The organism is Paraburkholderia sp. BGA-UO-ETr-F21 (genome assembly GCF_059567925.1).
On the sequence record NZ_JCAQOY010000040.1, the window covers coordinates 353,269 to 368,660 of the forward strand.

The 15,392-nt window shown below is 63.1% G+C and carries 13 protein-coding genes; 6 read left to right on the forward strand and 7 right to left on the reverse strand.

The window, feature by feature from the left end:
* Positions 1 to 72: 72 nt before the first annotated feature.
* The 4 genes from coaBC to AC57B1_RS33980 form a co-directional block, all read right to left on the reverse strand.
* On the reverse strand, positions 73 to 1,287 hold the full coding sequence (gene coaBC, locus AC57B1_RS33965) for a bifunctional phosphopantothenoylcysteine decarboxylase/phosphopantothenate--cysteine ligase CoaBC (protein WP_408185241.1): 1,215 nt from the start codon (positions 1,285 to 1,287) through the stop codon (positions 73 to 75).
* A gap of 113 nt (positions 1,288 to 1,400) precedes the next feature.
* Positions 1,401 to 1,910: a signal peptidase II gene (lspA, locus tag AC57B1_RS33970; protein ID WP_091801052.1), complete on the reverse strand. Its 510-nt coding sequence runs from the start codon at positions 1,908 to 1,910 to the stop codon at positions 1,401 to 1,403.
* An 11-nt stretch (positions 1,911 to 1,921) separates the two neighbouring features.
* Positions 1,922 to 4,759, reverse strand: a complete 2,838-nt coding sequence (gene ileS, locus AC57B1_RS33975) for an isoleucine--tRNA ligase (protein ID WP_408351441.1) — start codon at positions 4,757 to 4,759, stop codon at positions 1,922 to 1,924.
* A gap of 168 nt (positions 4,760 to 4,927) precedes the next feature.
* Positions 4,928 to 5,923, reverse strand: coding sequence for a bifunctional riboflavin kinase/FAD synthetase (locus tag AC57B1_RS33980; protein WP_408351438.1), 996 nt, complete (start codon positions 5,921 to 5,923; stop codon positions 4,928 to 4,930).
* A gap of 117 nt (positions 5,924 to 6,040) precedes the next feature.
* On the opposite strand from AC57B1_RS33980, the gene purN reads away from it, so the two are divergent.
* From purN to nadC, 6 genes are all read left to right on the forward strand, one after another.
* On the forward strand, positions 6,041 to 6,694 hold the full coding sequence (purN, locus tag AC57B1_RS33985; RefSeq protein WP_496419901.1) for a phosphoribosylglycinamide formyltransferase: 654 nt from the start codon (positions 6,041 to 6,043) through the stop codon (positions 6,692 to 6,694).
* A complete protein-coding gene (locus tag AC57B1_RS33990; RefSeq protein ID WP_091799699.1) occupies positions 6,691 to 7,950 on the forward strand; it encodes an RsmB/NOP family class I SAM-dependent RNA methyltransferase in 1,260 nt (419 codons plus the stop codon). The genes purN and AC57B1_RS33990 overlap by 4 nt, the downstream gene beginning before the upstream one ends.
* A gap of 75 nt (positions 7,951 to 8,025) precedes the next feature.
* The gene (locus AC57B1_RS33995) at positions 8,026 to 9,381 is read left to right on the forward strand and encodes a mechanosensitive ion channel family protein (RefSeq protein WP_496419902.1); all 1,356 of its coding nucleotides are present in this window, start codon (positions 8,026 to 8,028) and stop codon (positions 9,379 to 9,381) included.
* A gap of 202 nt (positions 9,382 to 9,583) precedes the next feature.
* Positions 9,584 to 10,780 carry a DesA family fatty acid desaturase gene (locus AC57B1_RS34000; RefSeq protein WP_091799705.1) on the forward strand — a complete coding sequence of 399 codons (1,197 nt, stop codon included), beginning with the start codon at positions 9,584 to 9,586 and terminating at the stop codon, positions 10,778 to 10,780.
* A 130-nt stretch (positions 10,781 to 10,910) separates the two neighbouring features.
* Complete coding sequence (nadA, locus tag AC57B1_RS34005; RefSeq protein WP_496419903.1) at positions 10,911 to 12,050, forward strand: quinolinate synthase NadA; 1,140 nt, start codon at positions 10,911 to 10,913, stop codon at positions 12,048 to 12,050.
* Positions 12,050 to 12,949, forward strand: coding sequence for a carboxylating nicotinate-nucleotide diphosphorylase (gene nadC, locus AC57B1_RS34010; RefSeq protein ID WP_496419904.1), 900 nt, complete (start codon positions 12,050 to 12,052; stop codon positions 12,947 to 12,949). Before nadA ends, nadC begins: the two co-directional genes overlap by 1 nt.
* Before the next feature lie 88 nt (positions 12,950 to 13,037).
* On the opposite strand, the gene nadB is transcribed toward nadC, so the two are convergent.
* The 3 genes from nadB to rpmB form a co-directional block, all read right to left on the reverse strand.
* The gene (nadB, locus tag AC57B1_RS34015) at positions 13,038 to 14,636 is read right to left on the reverse strand and encodes an L-aspartate oxidase (RefSeq protein ID WP_408351427.1); all 1,599 of its coding nucleotides are present in this window, start codon (positions 14,634 to 14,636) and stop codon (positions 13,038 to 13,040) included.
* A 269-nt stretch (positions 14,637 to 14,905) separates the two neighbouring features.
* Entirely contained in the window at positions 14,906 to 15,073 is a 168-nt protein-coding gene (rpmG, locus tag AC57B1_RS34020; RefSeq protein WP_007180630.1) for a 50S ribosomal protein L33, read from the reverse strand.
* A 10-nt stretch (positions 15,074 to 15,083) separates the two neighbouring features.
* Entirely contained in the window at positions 15,084 to 15,317 is a 234-nt protein-coding gene (rpmB, locus tag AC57B1_RS34025; protein ID WP_007180631.1) for a 50S ribosomal protein L28, read from the reverse strand.
* Between the last annotated feature and the right edge of the window lie 75 nt (positions 15,318 to 15,392).

The window sequence follows — 15,392 nt, forward strand, 5'->3', positions numbered from 1 at the left end:
CAGTACCGCTCCAGATGATTCAATTCGCTACCGCGACTCCCGGCGACCGCACTGACGTGCCGCTGGAATGGCTCAGCGAATCAGACTTGTGTCGGGCAGACGCTTCGCGATTTCCGCGATCAGGGCGCGCGCGAGCGTCTGCTTGTCGGCGCGCGGCAGTTTGGTCACGCCACTTGCTTCGAACAGGATCACCTCGTTGTCGTCGAGGCCGAAAGTCAGCGGGCCGAGATTGCCGATCAGCAGCGGCACGTTCTTGCGCACGCGCTTTTCTTCGCCGTGGACTTCGAGGTCGCCGCTTTCGGCGGCAAAGCCGACCGCGAACGGCGGATGAGGCAGTTTGGCCACCGAGGCCAGAATGTCCGGATTTTCGACGAAAGCGAAGCTCGGCAGCGCACGATCCGCCGTTTTCTTGATCTTGTGCTCGCTGGCGTGATCGACGCGCCAGTCGGCCACCGCGGCCACGCCGATGAAGATATCGGCATCCGCGACCGAGTGCATTACCGCGTCATGCATCTGCTGGGCGGTTTGCACGTCCTGACGGAACACGCCCCAAGGCGTTTCCAGTGCGACCGGGCCGGCCACCAGATGCACCTCGGCGCCGGCCTGCTGCGCGGCACGCGCCAGCGCAAAGCCCATCTTGCCGCTGGAGCGGTTGGTGATGCCGCGCACCGGATCGAGCGGTTCGAACGTCGGCCCGGCGGTCAGCAGCACGCGCCGGCCAGCCAGGATTTTCGGTGCGAAGAACGAGGCGATGGCTTCGTAAGTGGCGGCGGCTTCGAGCATGCGCCCGTCGCCGGTTTCACCGCACGCTTGCGGGCCGGAATCGGGGCCGAGCACTTCGACGCCGTCCGCGCGCAATTGGGCGACGTTGCGCTGCGTCGCCGGGTTCTGCCACATCTGCCGGTTCATGGCCGGCACGACCAGCAGCGGACAATCGCGGGCCACGCACAGCGTCGCCAGCAGGTCGTCGGCCATGCCGTGCGCGAGTTTGGCGAGGAAGTCGGTCGAGGCGGGTGCGATCACGATCGCATCGGCTTCGCGCGAGAGATCGATGTGCGCCATGTTGTTCGGTACGCGCGCGTCCCACTGGCTCGTGTAGACCGGGCGGCCGGACAACGCCTGCATGGTGACGGGCGTGATGAACTGCGTGGCCGCTTCGGTCATGACGACCTGCACGGTCGCGCCGGCCTTGGTCAACAGACGCGTGAGTTCGGCGATCTTGTAGCAGGCAATACCGCCCGTCATGCCGAGGACGAGATGTTTTCCTGCGAGTTCTGCGGTTGCCAACGAAAGCCTCCGACAAAGCGTGGTGGCGGTCAGCGGGGCGGGGCGATGCATCCCCGCCGCCGCGCCTTTCAAGCCGTACTGGCGCGCAAGCTTGAGCGCTAGCGCCTGCTGTCTTAGCGTGCGCTGCCGCGTACGCGCCGCAGTTCATCGAGCACGAGCAGCACCGCGCCGACCGTGATCGCGCTGTCGGCGAGATTGAACGCCGGCCAGTGCCACGTGCGTACGTGGAAATCGAGGAAGTCGATCACGTGGCCGTACGCGAGCCGATCGATCACGTTGCCGAGCGCACCGCCGAGAATCAGCGCAAGCGCCGTGCAGAACATTTTCTGGCCGCCGTGACGCTTGAGCAGGTAGCAGATCACCAGCGCGGCCACCACGCCGAGCGCGGTGAACGCCCAGCGTTGCCAGCCGCCCGCCATGGCGAGGAAGCTGAATGCCGCGCCGCGGTTGTACACGAGGATCAGGTTGAAAAACGACGTGACCTCATGCGCGACACCGTAGGCGAACACCTTCTGGACCGCGATTTTCGTCAACTGATCGAACAGGATGACGATCAGCGCGACCCCGAGCCAGGGCGCCAGCGAACCGTTTGCAGCAGATGTTTTCGACGCGGTTTTCGACATGGTTCTCGCCATTATGCCGCGCTCCTGGTTTCACCGTTGCCGAACAGATTGCTGAAGCAGCGGCCGCACAGCGTGGGGTGTTCGGCGTTCGCGCCGACGTCCGCGCGGTAATGCCAGCAGCGTTCGCACTTCAGATACTTCGAGGCGATGACCTCGACGCCTTCTTCCGCTTCGCTGCCGACCATCGCGACGTTCGCCGCCGAGGTGATCAGCACGAACTTCAGGTCGTCGCCCAGGCTCGTGAGCGCGTCGTAACGCGCGCCGCTCGCGCGAATTTCCACTTCCGCCTGCAACGACGAACCGATCAGATTCGCCACGCGCGCTTCTTCCAGCGCCTTGGTCACGTCGCTACGGGCGGCGCGCAGGAGCGTCCACTTGTCGAGCAGCGCGCCGGCGTCCGGCACGGCCGGGAACGCGTGATACGTTTCGGTGAAGATCGTCTCGCTGTTCGGCTCGAAGATCTTCCATGCTTCTTCCGCGGTGAACGACAGGAACGGTGCCATCAGACGCAGCAGGCCGTGCGCGATGTGATACAGCGCGGTCTGTGCCGAACGGCGCGCCACGGAGTCCGCGGCGGTCGTGTACAGACGGTCTTTCAGCACGTCCAGATAGAAGCCGCCGAGGTCTTCCGAGCAGAACGTCTGCAGCTTGGCGACCACCGGGTGGAACTCGTACTTCTCATAGTGCGAGAGGATGTCGTTTTGCAGATTCGCCGACAGCGCCACCGCATAGCGATCGATTTCCAGCCAGTCTTCGACCGGACGCGCGTTCTTCTCGAAGTCGAAGTCCGACAGGTTCGCGAGCAGGAAGCGCAGCGTGTTGCGGATGCGGCGATAGCCTTCGGTCACGCGCTTCAGGATTTCTTCCGAGATCGCCAGTTCGCCCGAGTAATCGGTCGAGGCGATCCACAGGCGGATGATTTCCGCGCCGAGGCGGTTCGCCACTTCATGCGGATCGATCCCGTTGCCGAGCGACTTGCTCATCTTGCGGCCTTCGCCGTCCACGGTGAAGCCGTGCGTGAGCAGCGCGTTGTACGGCGGACGGCCGTCGAGCATCGAGGCGGTCAACAGCGACGAGTGGAACCAGCCGCGGTGCTGGTCCGAGCCTTCCAGATACAGGTCGGCCGGGAATTGCAGTTCGTCTTTATGCGAGCCGCGCAGCACGTGCCAGTGCGTGGTGCCCGAATCGAACCATACGTCCAGCGTGTCGCGGTTCTTCTCGTACATGTTGGCGTCGTCGCCGAGCAGCTCGCGCGGGTCGAGCGATTGCCACGCTTCGATGCCGGCCTTCTCGACGCGTTGCGCGACTTCTTCGAGCAATTCCAGCGTACGCGGATGCAGTTCGCCGGTTTCCTTGTGCACGAAGAACGCCATCGGCACGCCCCATTGGCGTTGGCGCGACAGCGTCCAGTCCGGGCGATTCGCAATCATGCTGAACAGGCGCTGCTTGCCCCACGCCGGATAGAACGCGGTGTTCTCGATGCCTTCGAGCGCCGTTTCGCGCAGCGTCTTGTCGGTATCGTTCGGCTTCACATCCATGCCCGCGAACCATTGCGACGTGGCGCGGTAGATGATCGGCGTCTTGTGGCGCCAGCAGTGCATGTAGCTGTGCGTGTACTTCTCGGTGCGCATCAGCGAGCCCGCGCCTTGCAGCGCTTCGACGATCTGCGGATTGGCCGCCCAGATCGACAGGCCGCCGAACAGCGCGAGCGATTCGATATAGCGGCCGTCGCCCATTACCGGATTGATGATGTCCGAGTCCGCCATGCCGTGCGCCTTGCACGACACGAAGTCTTCCACACCGTATGCCGGCGACGAGTGGACGACACCCGTGCCGGTTTCGGTCGTCACGTAGTCGCCGAGATAGACCGGCGCGGTGCGCTTGTAACCCGGGTGCGCGGACGCAAGCGGGTGATTGAAGCGCAGATTGACGAGCTTCGCGCCCGGCGTGGTGGCGACGATCTTGCCTTCCAGGCCATACAGTTTCAGGCAGGCTTCAACGCGCTCCTCGGCGAGGATCAGCAGGCCGCGCGGCGTGTCGACCAGCGCGTAGACGATTTCTGGATGCAGGTTCAGCGCCTGGTTGGCGGGGATGGTCCACGGCGTGGTGGTCCAGATCACGATGCCGCCTTCGTTGCGCGGCAGCGCGTTCAGGCCGAACGCTTGCGCGGTCTTTTCCGGCTCGGCGAAGCTGAACAGCACGTCGATGGTCGGATCGGTCTTGTCTTTGTACTCGACTTCCGCTTCGGCGAGCGCCGAGCCGCAGTCGAAACACCAGTTCACCGGCTTCAGGCCGCGGAACACGTAGCCTTTTTCCATGATCTTCGCGAGCGCGCGGATTTCGCCGGCTTCGTTCGTGAAGTTCATGGTCTTGTACGGATTGTCCCAGTCGCCAAGCACGCCCAGACGCCGGAAGCCGACCTTCTGCTTCTCGATCTGCTCGGTCGCGTAGGCACGCGCCTTCTGCATGACTTCAGCGGCCGGCAGCGACTTGCCGAACTGCTTTTCGATCTGGATTTCGATCGGCATGCCGTGGCAGTCCCAGCCCGGCACGTAGACCGCGTCGAAGCCCGCCAGATTGCGCGCCTTGACGATCATGTCCTTGAGGATCTTGTTCACCGCGTGGCCGAGGTGGATGTCGCCGTTCGCATACGGCGGGCCGTCGTGCAGGATGAACTTCTTGCGGCCCTTGCTGGCGGCACGGATCTTCTCGTAGACCTTGCGCTCCTGCCATTCCTTGACCCATTGCGGCTCGCGCTTGGGGAGGTCGCCGCGCATCGGGAACGGCGTGTCGAGCAGGTTGACCGGGTAGCGTGACTGCGGTTTCGAATCGGCTTTCTTGTTGCTCATGATGAGGTCGCGGTGAATTCTTTCTATGCGCGCCAAGGCGCGGAATGCGCACGATGCGCGAGGGCGTTGGGCGCGCCCGGCAGGCATGTCGCGTGATTCACGGACGCCCTTCGATGCGCGCGGCGAGGGTACCCTGGGCACTCGGTGCGCCCGCGGGTACCGCGGCGGCTATCTAATTCGGTCAGTGGCCGAGGTGGCGAAGCCGGTAGAACGGCTGCCCGGCGTGCCCGCGCCGACGGCCGCGAACCACGCGCGGGCGTTGACGACGTCGCGCTTGATGGCAGCGGTCAGCGTTTCGAGGTCGACGTACTTTTCCTCGTCGCGCAGCTTCTTCAGAAATTCGACGCGCACGAGTTTGCCATAAGCGTCGCCATGCCAGTCGAGCAGATGGACTTCGAGCAGCACGCGGCCGGAATCGTCGACCGTGGGACGCAGGCCGAGACTCGCGACACCCGGCAGCGGTTCGTCCGCGACGCCATGCACGCGCACCACGAAAATGCCCATGAGCGCCGGGCGCTTGTGGGCGATCGCCAGGTTCAGCGTGGGGAAGCCGAGATCGCGGCCGAGCTTCATGCCGTGCACGACGTGGCCGCTGATCACATAGTCACGGCCCAGCGCGGCGCGCGCCGAGTCGAGGTCGCCCGCCACCAGCGACGCGCGTACGCCCGAGCTGGAAATGCGCGCGCCCGACGGATCGGCCACCGTGGCCATCTGTTCGACTTCGAAACCGTGTTGCCGCCCCGCGGCCTTGAGCGACGCGAAGTCGCCCGCGCGTTTTGCGCCGTAGCGGAAGTCGTCGCCGATCATCACCCAGCGCGCATGCAGCCCGTTGACGATGATCCGCTCGACGAACGCGTCCGGCGACTGGCTCGCGAACGTGTGATTGAAGTGCTCGACCACCACCCGGTCGACGCCGTTGGTGCGCAGTGCCTCGAGCTTGTCGCGCAGCATGGCGATACGCGGCGGCGCGCCCGCCGGGTTGAAGAATTCGCGCGGGTGCGGTTCGAAGGTCATCACGCAGACGGGCAGGCCGCGCGCATCGGCAGCCGCCCGCACATGGGCGAGCAGAGCCTGATGGCCGCGGTGGACACCGTCGAAGTTGCCGATGGTCAGTGCGCAGGGCGCACGGCTTTCAGCATTGGGAAGACCGCGGAAGACTCTCACGATAGCGGGTTTGAGGTGACGCGGCCGGGGTGCCGCAAAACAAACGATTATAAACGTTCAGCGCAGTGGACGGCGGCGCGTCACGGTTTCGGTGTCCCCGAATGATAAAATCCGCGGATGAAAAAACTCGTCATCCTGATTTCCGGACGGGGAAGCAACATGGAAGCCATCGTTCGAGCCTGCTCGGACGAGGCCTGGCCCGCGCAAGTCGCCGCCGTGATTGCCAACCGTCCTGATGCCGCGGGCCTTGCGTTCGCGGCGTCGCACGGCATTGCCACGGCGGTGGTCGACCACCGCCAGTTTCCCGATCGCGACAGCTTCGACGCCGACCTGGCCCGGCAAATCGACAGTTTCGCGCCCGATCTGGTGGTGCTCGCCGGTTTCATGCGCGTGCTGACAGCCGGTTTCGTCGACCGCTACGCCGGGCGCATGCTGAATGTGCATCCTTCGCTGCTGCCGAGCTTTCCGGGTCTGAAAACCCATCAGCAGGCGCTCGACGCTGGCGTGCGGCTGCACGGCGCGTCCGTGCATTTTGTCACGTCGCAACTGGATCACGGGCCGATCGTCGTGCAGTCGGCGGTTCCCGTCGAGACGGGCGATACCCCCGCCACGCTCGCCGAACGCGTGCTGGCAACCGAACACATCATTTATCCACGCGCGGTGCGCTGGTTCGTCGAAGGGCGCCTTGCTCTGAACGGCCTGCGTGTCACGCTTACGCCGCCGGAGCCGCAATGGCTCTTTGCCGGTCACACCGCCGGAGAGGGCGCATGAGATTGCATGGTTTTCTGATTGGACAAACTGAGACTTTGTTGGCTGAAGTCCTGAAATTCACCGGCCCGGCCGACGCCACCACGAGCCGTTTCTTCCGCGCTCACCCGAAGCTCGGGCACGGCGAACGCGGCGTGATCGCCGAGGCGGTTTTCGCGGTGCTGCGCCGCCGGATGGAATTCGCTCATCTGGCCGAAAGCGGCGCCGGCAGCCCGGCGCGCCGTATGGCTTTGCTCGGCCTGATGCAGACGGCGGGGCGCACGGCGCTCAAGCCTTTCGTGTCCGAGTCCGAGTCGAAATGGCTCGAACACGTCGCGAAGATCGACCCGGAAAGCCTGCCGCTGCGGATTCGCCTGAATCTGCCCGACTGGATCTATCAGGCGCTCAGCAAGCGTTTCGAACCCGATGAGCTGGCGCAACTGGCCGCGGCGCTGAACTATCCGGCGCCGCTGGATCTGCGCTCGAACCCGATCAAGGCGAGCCGCGACGACGTGCTGAACGCGCTGTCGAAGGCCGGTATCGAGGCCGGCCCGACGCCGTTCGCACCGTTCGGCGTGCGCGTGGTCGGCAAGCCGCCGCTCACCAAGCTCGACGCGTTCCAGCATGGCTGGGTCGAAGTGCAGGACGAAGGCAGCCAACTGCTGTGCTCGCTGGTCGCGCCCAAACGCGGCGAGATGATCGTCGACTTCTGCGCGGGCGCGGGCGGCAAGACGCTCGCGCTGGGCGCGGCGATGCGCTCCACCGGGCGGCTCTATGCGTTCGACATTTCCGAGCGGCGTCTCGCCAAGCTCAAGCCGCGCCTCGCGCGCAGCGGCTTGTCGAATGTGAACCCCGTGCTGATCGACAGCGAACACGACGCCAAGATCAAGCGCCTTGCGGGCAAGATCGACCGCGTGCTGGTCGACGCGCCGTGCAGCGGCCTCGGCACGCTGCGCCGCAACCCCGACCTGAAGTGGCGCCAGTCGCCGGAATCGGTGGCCGAGCTGGCGCCGAAGCAGGCGTCGATCCTGGCGAGCGCCGCCCGGCTGGTGAAGAAGGGTGGCCGTCTCGTCTACGCGACCTGCTCGATTCTGGAAGCAGAAAACGAAGCGGTGGTGCAGCAGTTCCTCGCCGATCATCCGGATTTCGCTCTGGTGCCTGCGCGCGACGTGCTGGCCGAGCAGCGCATCGATCTGGAAATGGGCGATTACCTTTCCATGTGGCCGCACCGCCACGCAACGGACGGCTTCTTCGCCGCCGTGCTGGAACGCCAGAGCTAAGCGCAAGAGGCTTTTGCCGGCGCTCGCGGGTTCGTTTCCTGAACCCGGCAGGGCGTCGGCGAGTTCAGCGACATCATGCAAAACCGTCTTTTTCCTCATATGTTCAGCGACCTCGCGCGCGACTTCGGTCAGCCGGTCATGCTGTGGCAAGTCGGCGTCCTGCTCGGGACGCTGGCAATCGCGTGGCTGCTCGCCCGCCTGCTGCGCCGCGCGCTGGATCTGCGTCGCCAGACGCGTTACCAGACCCTGCGCTTCGGCGCGGAAAGCCTGAACCGCGCCTTTTTTCCGTTGATTGGCGCGAGCCTCGTCTGGCTCGCGCGCTCGATCACCGGCCAGTTCATGCACACGGCGCTGCTGGATCTGGCCCTGGTGCCCCTGTTCGGCATCGGCTTGATTTACATTGTGTTTTTCTTCGCGCGGCGGGTTTTCAGCCATGACGGCGAGACTCATCCGTGGCTCTTCCTCGTCGAGAAGATCGTCTCGCTGATCGTCTGGGTCGGCATGGTGCTGACCGTCATCGGCATCCAGGACGACGTGATCGCGTGGATGGGGAGCGTCCAGTTTCGCGTCGCCAACGCGCACATGACGCTGCTCTCGCTCAACACGGGCTTGCTGTGGGTGTGCGTGACGATGATCGTCGCGATGTGGCTCGGATCCGCGTTCGAAGACCGCCTGATGCGCTCGAAAACGCTCGACGCCAATCTGAAAGTGGTGGTGGCGCGGGTCGGCCGGGCGGCATTCGTGCTGGCGGCTGTGCTGATCAGTCTGTCGCTGGTCGGCATCGATATCACTGTGCTGGGCGTGTTCGGCGGCGCGCTGGGTGTTGGACTGGGCTTCGGTCTGCAGAAGATCGCCAGCAACTACGTGTCGGGATTCATCATCCTGATTGACCGGTCGCTGCGCATTGGCGACACGATCAACGTGAGCGGCCTGCAGGGCATGGTCACGCAGATCCGCACACGCTACACCGTGGTGCGTGGGCTCGACGGCATCGAAACCTTGATCCCGAACGAGAAACTGATTACCGACGTGGTGCAGAACCAGTCGTCATACCTCACGCGCGGCTACGCGAAGGTGGCGGTGCAGGTCGCGTACACGTGCAATGTCGAGCAGGCCATGGCGCTGCTCGCGCAGGCCACCGCCGACGTGCCGCGGGTGCTGCAGGAGCCGGCGCCGACCCCGTATCTGGCGAGCTTCGGTGCAGATGGCATCAACCTCGAACTGGGTTTCTGGATCGAGGACGCGGCCACCGGGACCTCGGGCGTGCGCTCGGCCATCAATCGCAATATCTGGCGTCTGTTCTCCGAGCACGACATCTCGATTCCGTTCGCTCAGCGCGAAGTGCGAATCGTCGGCAACGTACGCGACGGCATGCCGCATCCGGTAACAATGACCGACTCGTCGGTCGGTAAGGCGGACAGCGCCCACTGACGGGCACTTCGAGCGCGCCGCCGGGTCCTTGAGAGACCTTGGGGGCGCGGCTTCTGTTGATGCCGCACAAAAAATCCCTATTTGTTACAAACACTTGGAACGGTTCCAGTAGAATATCGTCCAATCCCGCTGTATGCTTTCACTTTCTTGACACGCGCAATTTGCGTGTATCTCGTACCTCTCGTTCCACAGGTAAATTGCCTTGTTGAATTCTTTGCTCGATTTTCTTGCCCACGGTCTGTTGCACTTCTCGTGGTGGCAACTCGTGCTGTACACGGCGATCGCGACGCACATCACGATCATCGGCGTGACGGTCTATCTGCATCGCTGCCAGGCGCACCGCGCGCTGGAGCTGCATCCGGTCGTCAGTCATTTTTTCCGTTTCTGGCTGTGGATGACCACGGGCATGTTGACCGGCCAATGGGCTGCGATTCACCGTAAGCACCACGCCAAATGCGAGACGGAAGAAGATCCGCACAGCCCGCAAACGCGCGGCATCTGGAAGGTGCTGCTCGAAGGCGCGGAACTGTATCGCACCGAAGCGAAAAACGAAGAAACGATGCGCAAGTTCAGTCACGGCACGCCGAACGACTGGATGGAGCGTAACGTCTACACCAAGTACCCGATCCTCGGCGTGAGCCTGATGATGGTGCTGAACGTCGCGCTGTTCGGCGTCGTCGGTCTGACGATCTGGGCCGTGCAAATGGTGTGGATCCCGTTCTGGGCTGCCGGCGTGGTCAATGGCCTTGCGCACTTCTGGGGCTACCGCAACTTCAATTCGTCGGATGCCAGCACCAACATTTTCCCGTGGGGCATCATCATCGGCGGTGAAGAACTGCATAACAATCATCACACGTATGCGACGTCGGCCAAGCTGTCGAACAAATGGTATGAGTTCGATATCGGCTGGATGTACATCCGTATCCTGTCGGCGTTCCGTCTGGCCAAGGTGAAGAAGGTTGCGCCTACGCCGCGCCTGACCACGGGTAAGCTGGTGCTCGATCAGGACACGCTGCAAGCCGTGCTGGCCAACCGCTACGAAGTCATGGCGCGTTACGGCAAGGCGCTCAAGCGCGCCTATCGTCAGGAGCTGGCGCATTTGAAGGAAGTCGGTGCGCGCGAAAAATATCAGCTCATGCGCGGTGCGCGTAGCTGGTTCCACAAAGAAGAAGCCGGTCTCGACGAACCGCAGAAGCGCCAACTGCCGCAAATTTTCGCGAGCAGCCAGAAACTCAAGACGTATATCGACATGCGCAATGAGCTGGCCGCCATGTGGGAACGCTCCAATGCATCGCGCGATCAGTTGCTGATCCAGTTGCAGGACTGGTGTCATCGCGCTGAGCAAAGCGGCATTAAAGCGCTGCAAGAGTTCGCGATGAGATTGCGCCGTTATGCCTGATAGCGAAATCCATTAAAATCTCAGTACGTCACAAAACCCCGCGTTGGCGGGGTTTTGCTTTTTGGGCCGTGGAAACTGCGACGACACGCGATTGAAAGTCCGCGGCGGCAGAGCGAAGGCAGAGGAGATCATGGATCAGCAGGCGATCAGGACCGTCGAATACGACCGGCCGCAGGCGCAGGGCACAACCTGCGGAATCGGGCAGGCGTGGGCGAAGGTGCCCGACATGCCGTCGGCGGAACAGAAGGCGGCGCTGAAGGCACGCATCCGCGCATTGCTCGAGCGCGAGAAAGCGGTGCTTGTCGCGCACTATTATGTCGACGCGGAATTACAGGAGCTTGCCGACGAGACCGGCGGCTGCGTGGCCGACTCGCTGGAGATGGCGCGCTTCGGGCGTGATCATGAGGCGCAAACGCTCGTCGTCGCGGGTGTGCGATTCATGGGCGAGACGGCGAAAATTCTGAGTCCGGATAAGCGCATTCTGATGCCGGACCTGGATGCGACCTGCTCGCTCGATCTGGGCTGTCCGGTCGATGAATTCTCGGCTTTTTGCGACGCGCACCCGGATCGCACCGTGGTCGTCTATGCGAACACGAGCGCTGCCGTGAAGGCGCGCGCTGACTGGATGGTGACGTCGTCGATCGGGCTGGAGATCGTTGCCGATCTGCACGCGCGCGGCGAAAAGATCATCTGGGCGCCAGACCGCCACCTCGGCAGTTATATCCAGAACAAGACTGGCGCGGACATGCTGCTGTGGCAAGGTTCGTGTCTGGTGCACGACGAATTCAAGGGCATCGAACTCGATTTGCTGCGCGCCGAATATCCGGGCGCGAAAGTGTTGGTCCACCCGGAGTCGCCAGCCAACGTTGTTGCGCAGGCGGATGTGGTCGGCTCGACCACGCAGTTGATCGACGCCGCGCAGAAACTCGACGCGACGCATTTCATCGTGGCGACCGATCTCGGCATCTTGCACAAAATGCAGCTCGCCGCGCCCGGCAAGACCTTGATTGCCGCGCCGACCGCCGGCAATAGCGCGACCTGCAAGAGTTGCGCGCACTGCCCGTGGATGGCGATGAATGGCCTCGCCAATCTGGCCGATGTGCTCGAGCGCGGGCACAACGAGATTTTCGTCGATCGTGCGATCGGCGAGCGGGCGCGTTTGCCGATCGACCGGATGCTGGACTTCGCGGCGCGTCACAAGAAGCGCGTGCAGGCGAGCGGCGATCTTGCACGCGACACCCAACTGTATTCGAATGTGGGAGCAGCGTAATGGGGGCGGTTGAGCGCAATCAAGTCGACGCGGTGTCGCCGCTGTTCGCTGAAATTCAGGCGCAGTATGGTGCGGCATTCGACGCCGCATTGGCGCGCAACGTCGCCGATGCACTGGCCGAAGACGTCGGCGCGGGCGACCAGACGGGCCGGCTCGTCCCCGCGGAAGAAGTGCGCGACGCGCGCATCATCGTGCGTGAGGATGCGGTGCTATGCGGCGTGCCGTGGTTCAACGCGGTGATGCGCCAGGTCGATCCGCGTATCGAAGTCCAGTGGCGCTATCGTGAAGGCGACGCCATGAAGGCCGATACAACGGTCTGTGAAATGCGCGGACCCGTGCGCGCATTGTTGACGGCGGAACGCAACGCGCTGAACTTTCTGCAATTGCTCTCGGGCGTGGCAAGCGCGACACGCCGTTATGTCGACGCCATCGCTCACACGCGAACGCGCGTACTCGATACGCGCAAGACGTTGCCGGGCTTGCGGCTCGCGCAGAAATACGCGGTTCGCGTGGGCGGCGGGGCGAATCAACGTCTCGCGCTGTACGACGGCATTCTTATCAAGGAAAACCACATTGCCGCGGCTGGCGGCGTGGGCGCGGCCATGGACGCGGCGCTGGCCCTGAATGCCGGTGTGTCGATCCAGATCGAAGTCGAGACGCTCGAGCAACTGGAATCCGCACTGTCACATCACGCGCAATCCATTCTGCTGGACAATTTTTCGTTCGATGCGATGCGCGAAGCAGTGCGCATTACGGCAGGGCGAGCGGTGCTGGAGGTGTCGGGCGGAGTGAACTTCGATACGGTGCGCACGATTGCGGAAACCGGTGTTGATCGTGTGTCGATCGGCGCGCTGACCAAAGACGTGCGCGCAACGGATTACTCAATGCGGATCGTCTGACGTTCAAAAGTAGCCGGTTGTAGTGAATCGCGAAAAGGCCATCGCCGCATCACGCCGGCGATGGCCTTTTCGTTTCAGCTCACCCCAGTCACACGTTGCGGTTGCGGACATGCTCCGGCGAGAGCACCGTCGGCAGCGCCTTGGGCAATGTCGCCGGCCAGTCACGGCTGAAGTGCAAGCCGCGGCTCTCACGCCGCGAACGCGCGCCCTCGACGATCAACGACGCTACATCGACCAGATTGCGCAATTCGAGCAGGTCGCGGCTCACCTTGAAGTTCGCGTAATACTCGTGGATCTCGTCACGCAGCAGGGCGAGCCGGTGCTTGGCTCGTGCGAGGCGCTTGTCGGTCCGTACGATGCCGACGTAATTCCACATCAGCCGGCGCAGTTCGTCCCAGTTATGCGCGACCACGACTTCTTCGTCGGGATCGGACACGCGGCTCTCGTCCCAATCCGGCAGCGGCGCATGGACGGCGGCGCTAAAACCTTCTTCTTCGATAGCCTGTGCTGCGGAGCGTCCGATCACGAGGCACTCCAGCAGCGAATTACTGGCAAGCCGGTTCGCGCCATGCAGGCCCGTGCACGACGTTTCGCCGACCGCGTAGAGCCCGGCCAGGTCAGTACGTCCTGCCAGATCGGTTACGACGCCGCCGCACGTGTAGTGCGCGGCCGGCACGACCGGAATCGCTTCCTTGGTGATGTCGATGCCGAATTCCAGGCAGCGCGCCAGAATTGTCGGGAAGTGTTCACGCAGGAATTCCGCCGGTTGATGGCTGATGTCCAGATACACGCAATCAATGCCACGCTTCTTGATTTCGAAGTCGATCGCCCGCGCGACGATATCGCGCGGCGCGAGTTCGGCGCGTTCGTCGTGGTTCGGCATGAAGCGCGTGCCGTCCGGCAGTTTGAGAATGCCGCCTTCGCCGCGTACTGCTTCCGAAATCAGAAACGACTTCGCATATGGATGAAACAGGCAGGTCGGATGGAACTGGATGAACTCCATATTCGACACGCGGCAACCGGCCCGCCACGCCATCGCAATGCCGTCGCCGGTCGCGGTGTCGGGATTCGTGGTGTAGAGATAAACCTTGCCGGCGCCGCCAGTGGCGAGCACGGTATGCGGCGCCTCGATCGTGACGGTGCGGCCGCTTTGCAGATCGAGCGCGTAAAGGCCGTGGCAGCGCCGTCCTGGCAAACCGAGGCGGTCGGACGTGATGAGGTCGATTGCGTAGTGATCCTCGAGCAGTGTGATGTTCGGATGACGGCGCACCCGCTCGCTGAGCGTGGCCACTACCGCATGGCCCGTGGCGTCCGCTGCATGAATGATCCGGCGATGGCTATGGCCGCCTTCGCGCGTGAGGTGGAAGCCGAGCTCGGCGGCGTCGTCTTTGGTGAACGGCACGCCTTGCGCGATTAGCCATTCGATTGCGGCACGCCCATGTTCGACGATAAAACGCGTTGCCGCCTCGTCGCACAGGCCGCCACCGGCGATCAGCGTATCGCTCACGTGATTCTCAATGCTGTCCGCCGAGTCCAGAACCGCCGCGATGCCGCCCTGCGCCCAGTCGCTCGCGCCTTCGGTCATCGATCGCTTGGCGACCACTGCAACCCGCCGGTTCTGCGCAAGATTGAGCGCCACGCTCAACCCCGCCAGACCGCTACCGACAATCGCCACATCGAATTCCATTGCCTACATCTCCGTCTTTCGTTTTGCGTTGACGGCGTGCGATTCGCTCGCCGCTAAAACGAGAAAGGATACGCGCCGCGACGGACGAGGGAAAGCTGGCCGAACGGCATAAGACTGTTCGCGTGGGAGAATATGGAGAGACGGCGACGCAAATGAAGATGCGGCAACGCAAAGACAAGGATAAAGACGGCTGCCAAAAACAAAAAAGCCTCGCACGAGTGCGAGGCTTTTCTGCATATCTTTTGCCTTCGTCAGGCAGGAGCCAAGACTTACTTGATCTTGGTTTCCTTGTACTCAACGTGCTTACGGACGACCGGATCAAACTTCTTGATCAGCATCTTTTCCGGCATGTTGCGTTTGTTCTTCGTCGTGGTGTAGAAGTGACCCGTGCCTGCGGTCGATTCCAACTTGATCTTGTCGCGTGCGCCTTTCGCCATGATTTACTCCTTAGGCTTCACCGCGTGCGCGCAGATCTGCGAGCACAGCGTCGATACCGTTCTTGTCGATCAGGCGCAGGCCGGCGTTCGAAACGCGCAGACGCACCCAACGGTTTTCGCTTTCCACCCAAATGCGGCGGTTTTGCAGGTTCGGCAGGAACCGGCGCTTGGTTTTGTTGTTCGCGTGGGAAACGTTGTTGCCGCTCATCGGCGCTTTCCCAGTTACTTGGCATACGCGTGCCATGAGAGCACTCCTAATACGCTAATTCTGAGTTCGAACGCCGTGAAAGTTTCCCGAAAAGAGCCGCGCCGAGTTGTT